The following is a 4,079-nucleotide window of genomic DNA, read 5'->3' on the forward strand; positions in this document are numbered from 1 at the left end:
AATACGACTCCAGCATTATATTGGATAAAATACTGACATTTTAAATCTCTTATAAATAGCAGGAAAGACTGTGACCCATCGTTTTTTATTTCCCATCTTACTTACATCCGGAATGAGTATTTCAAGCGTATGTGCACAAGAGATACTGCAGCTGGATAAAATAGAAGTACAAGATACGGTTCAAACACTCGAAGAGCGTAAAGAAAACTCGATTGCAAAACGGATTATCCGCGGTGAAGAATTGACCCAATACGGAGATCAAAATGCCCTTGAAATTCTCAAAAGAACGCCCGGTGTGACGATTCCGGAAGGGAAAACGAAAAAAGGGGCTCCAGGTAAAGGGTATACGGTTGTCCTTATAGACGGCGAGGATGCCTCAACCGGTTCTAAACGCAGTCCTAGTCCGTTGGAACAAATATCTCCGGATATGATCGAACGTATTGAAGTAATGACTAACGGTTCGGCTGAATATACGGCTGAAGCGATGGGCGGGATCGTCAACATCGTCCTTAAAAAACTAAAATCACAAGGCGCTACAAAGGCTAAATTGACTTTAGGGTCCTATAAAGATCGCCCTTTGGCGACACTGTATGCGCAAAGAGAAGGAAAAATTGATAAATTTTCGTATATTGTCAATGCAACCGTAACAGATAATAAAAAATCGGATACGGAAAACATAGATACCTATAAGACGTCTGCACAGCATGAAGTCCGTGATGATAAGTCGAATGACAAGATGCTCAATGTGACGACAAAACTGATTTATACCCCATCGTCAAAAGAAAAATATACCTATGACGGCACACTTTCACTTAGAAATACTCAAACCGATACGGATGATAGTACGTCCGGCTCAACAAATACGGTGCGTAAAAATATTGATAAAGCCAATGATGTGATGATATGGTCCAAGATAGGAGGTGAATACCATCTATCAGGCAGTGAATTACTGGAGTGGAAACTCAAATTCCATCAAAATAAAGAAAAAGGGGAGAACTCTTCCGAGGAGATATCTCCGACACCAAGTCTTGAGACACAAAATGACACTACATTGCTGCGTTTTTATGGTGCAAGTACCGATTATTCAATTGCCAAGGGCGATCATTTTATAAAAACAGGGATTGAGTTAAAACACGTGTACCAAGACAATGAAGTGATTCTCAATACGGGAACCGTATCGGTGGATAATTTGACCTTGAGTGAAAATCGAGGCGCAGTGTACGTCCAAGATGAGATTAGCTATGGCGACAACTTGGTTATGACTCCGGGAATTCGATATGAAAATGTATCGCGTGACTTTGGACAAACATCAAACATCGATTATTTGGCTCCCTCTTTTCATCTTCTTTACAAACTGACTCCGAATGATAATTTACGGGCAAGTATCGCTAAAACGGTTAGATTGCCGAGGTTAAATGATTTAGCCGGTACCTTAGTAAGTTCACTCTATCAAAACGATATTCATCACCCCGATCATATCGGAAATCCAGATCTGAAAGAAGAACAGGCTCTGAGCTATGAACTTCGGGGAGAGCATTTTTTTGGAGAGAACGGGATTGTCAGTATCGGCGGTTTTTATAGAAATATCACCGATAAGATTGAAACTATGACGACATTTGATAGCGGAAGCGGCAGATATCTGGCACGGCCGTACAATGCCGGCAATGGGCAACTCTGGGGAAGCGAGTTCGAATTGAAAAAGTCACTTGATGCGATTGTTGATGGCCTAGGAGTTTTTGCCAATGCAACCTACCAAGACTCTAATATAACCGTCAATGGCTTCACCCGTCCGATTAAACAGACCTCAAATTTTTTGTATAACATCGGGGTTGATCATACTTTGAAATCATCACGGATAACGTATGGTGCAGCCTATCGATATGTCGGCGGATATGATGATCCTATTGATGAAAACGGTTTCTCAGAGTCACAAAAAGGGTATGGCGTATTTGATCTGTATGCGACCAAACGGCTCAATTCGACCTTTAAATTGGGCTTGAATCTAAAAAATATTACGTCAAATACGATTGCATCTACCTCAAAATATTACGATACTTCAGGGACGTTAATCGAAACTCAAACTGATAAAGAGCACTCATCGCCGCAAATTTTGCTTTCGCTTGAAGGGCGTTGGTAATTGACGATAAAACAAACCAATATCCAACCTTAAAACGTCATTTTAGGGGGGATTCATTAACCGTTTATAGGCTAATATGGCTACTATTCTTACACTACAATCACGAGGAGATACCTATGGTAGACAACGAACCGACATTAAGTTCAATTGAGGATTACGACACTCTAAAAGGGCCTAAAAAAAAGATCGTCTGGACGGTCATTATCAGCGGAATATTGATTGGATTGATTTTTTGGGGAGCAAAGAGCTATTTCGGCAATGTAAATGATTCAATCCCTGTACAAGATTCAATCACTAAAGTACCTGGAAAATGATGGTAAAATTCTCCTTTTTAATCCAAGGAGCTTTATGACTGCCACTATCATAGGAATTTATACGTTTTATATTCTTGTTAGACTCTATGTAAGCGTAATGCAAATCGGATATATCAATCAGATCAAGCGCAGAGGCGCAGTTCTGATGGGTGAACGTGAATACTTGGACGCCGCAAATTATGCCGTAGCGAAAGAAAAACTCGGAATGTTTGAAACGTTTGTCGAGTTCGGTCTCTTTCTAATATGGATCGGCGGTTTGATGCGATGGTTGGACGAGGCGTTTGCCGTACAAAGCCAGAGCGTTCATGCTATTGTTGTGGTTATGGGAATGGTTCTGATCAATTCATTGGTTCAGCTCCCTTTTGGCTGGATTGCAAAATTCAAAATTGATGCCCAATACGGATTTAACCGTTCTTCTGTAGCTCAGTTTGTCAAAGATACATTGATTAGTACTCTTTTGACAATCGTTATCGGAAGTCTGATGGTGTGGATTGTATCGATGATTATTACGTCGAGTGCGATGTGGTGGCTTTGGACATTCGTCTTTATTTTTGCGGTCGTGATTGCGATCAATATGTTTTTTCCTACCATCCGAGCACTCTTTTTTGATAAAGTAACTCCTTTGGAAAATCCTGAGTTACGAGAGCAGATTGAGGCATTGATGGCTAAAACAGGCTTCGTCAGCAGCGGTGTTTTCATCAGTGATGCGAGTAAACGCGATGCACGTCTGAACGCGTATTTCGGAGGACTCGGCAAAACAAAACGGGTCGTATTGTTCGATACGCTGATCCAAAAACTCTCTCCTTCGGAACTGATTGCTGTTTTAGGTCATGAACTGGGTCACTTTGCGCACGGCGATTTATACAAAAATATCGCGATGGTAGGGGCCATGCTGTTTGCAATGTTTGCACTTTTCGGGAATCTCCCCGAAACGCTTTATATGGAGCTTGGTGTTGCCCAAAGCCCTCAGATTATTATGGTGCTCTTTATCCTTCTCCTTCCGGTCGTCAGCTTTGTCATGATGCCGCTTATGGGATTGGTAAGCCGACATAACGAGTACGAGGCAGACCAAACCGGAGCGGAACTCGGCGGAGCGGAACATTTGGTCAATGCATTGAAAAAACTGGTGAGTGAAAACAAAAGTTTCCCACTGTCGCATCCTCTATACCGATTTTTTCATACGACCCATCCTCCGGTGGTTGAACGTCTTCGCGCTTTGGGTGCAGACATATACGTTCAAATCGATTCGGGATACGCCGATCCATGTCCAAAAGACTAAAAGAGCTGCATGCCGAAGTGACGGCACGACTGGAAGGGGTTGTAGACTCTCCCCGTCGTGAAGCGGAACTTCTGTTGATGGCCTATCTTAAAAAAGATCAACTCTATTTTATTACCCGTCAAGATGATGAGATCGATGATCAAGCGCCTTTGCTTTTGGAGTGGATCGAAAAGCGCAGCCGTAATGTCCCGCTTGAGTATCTCACAAATCGGGTCAGCTTTTACAGCCGTGAATTTTATATCGATGAGGGTGCCCTTATTCCCCGACCTGAAACAGAGCATCTTATCGATGAAGTACTGGCACGTGTTTCAGCTGATGAAGCGATAACCGTTGTTGAAGTAGGGGTAGG

Annotated in this window: 3 protein-coding genes and 1 pseudogene; all 4 read left to right on the top strand. The window is 42.4% G+C overall.

Going from position 1 to position 4,079, the window contains the following annotated elements:
• Positions 1 to 70 precede the first annotated feature (70 nt).
• On the top strand, positions 71 to 2,137 hold the full coding sequence (locus tag PHR85_RS15060) for a TonB-dependent receptor (RefSeq protein WP_300055989.1): 2,067 nt from the start codon (positions 71 to 73) through the stop codon (positions 2,135 to 2,137).
• 116 nt (positions 2,138 to 2,253) lie between these two features.
• Complete coding sequence (locus PHR85_RS15065) at positions 2,254 to 2,451, top strand: hypothetical protein (RefSeq protein ID WP_300055991.1); 198 nt, start codon at positions 2,254 to 2,256, stop codon at positions 2,449 to 2,451.
• 34 nt (positions 2,452 to 2,485) lie between these two features.
• Complete coding sequence (locus PHR85_RS15070) at positions 2,486 to 3,730, top strand: M48 family metallopeptidase (protein WP_300055994.1); 1,245 nt, start codon at positions 2,486 to 2,488, stop codon at positions 3,728 to 3,730.
• A pseudogene (locus tag PHR85_RS15075) lies at positions 3,715 to 4,079 on the top strand (hypothetical protein); the annotation flags it as partial. The gene PHR85_RS15070 and the pseudogene PHR85_RS15075, both read left to right, overlap by 16 nt.

Origin of the sequence: Malikia sp., assembly GCF_028687635.1 — a bacterium.
GTDB lineage: Bacteria > Pseudomonadota > Gammaproteobacteria > Burkholderiales > Burkholderiaceae_C > Malikia.

Bases quoted from the DNA above. Each gene is read 5' to 3' on its own strand.
- PHR85_RS15065 (WP_300055991.1), top strand. From the start codon at position 2,254: ATGGTAGACAACGAACCGACATTAAGTTCAATTGAGGATTACGACACT.
- PHR85_RS15070 (WP_300055994.1), top strand. From the start codon at position 2,486: ATGACTGCCACTATCATAGGAATTTATACGTTTTATATTCTTGTTAGA.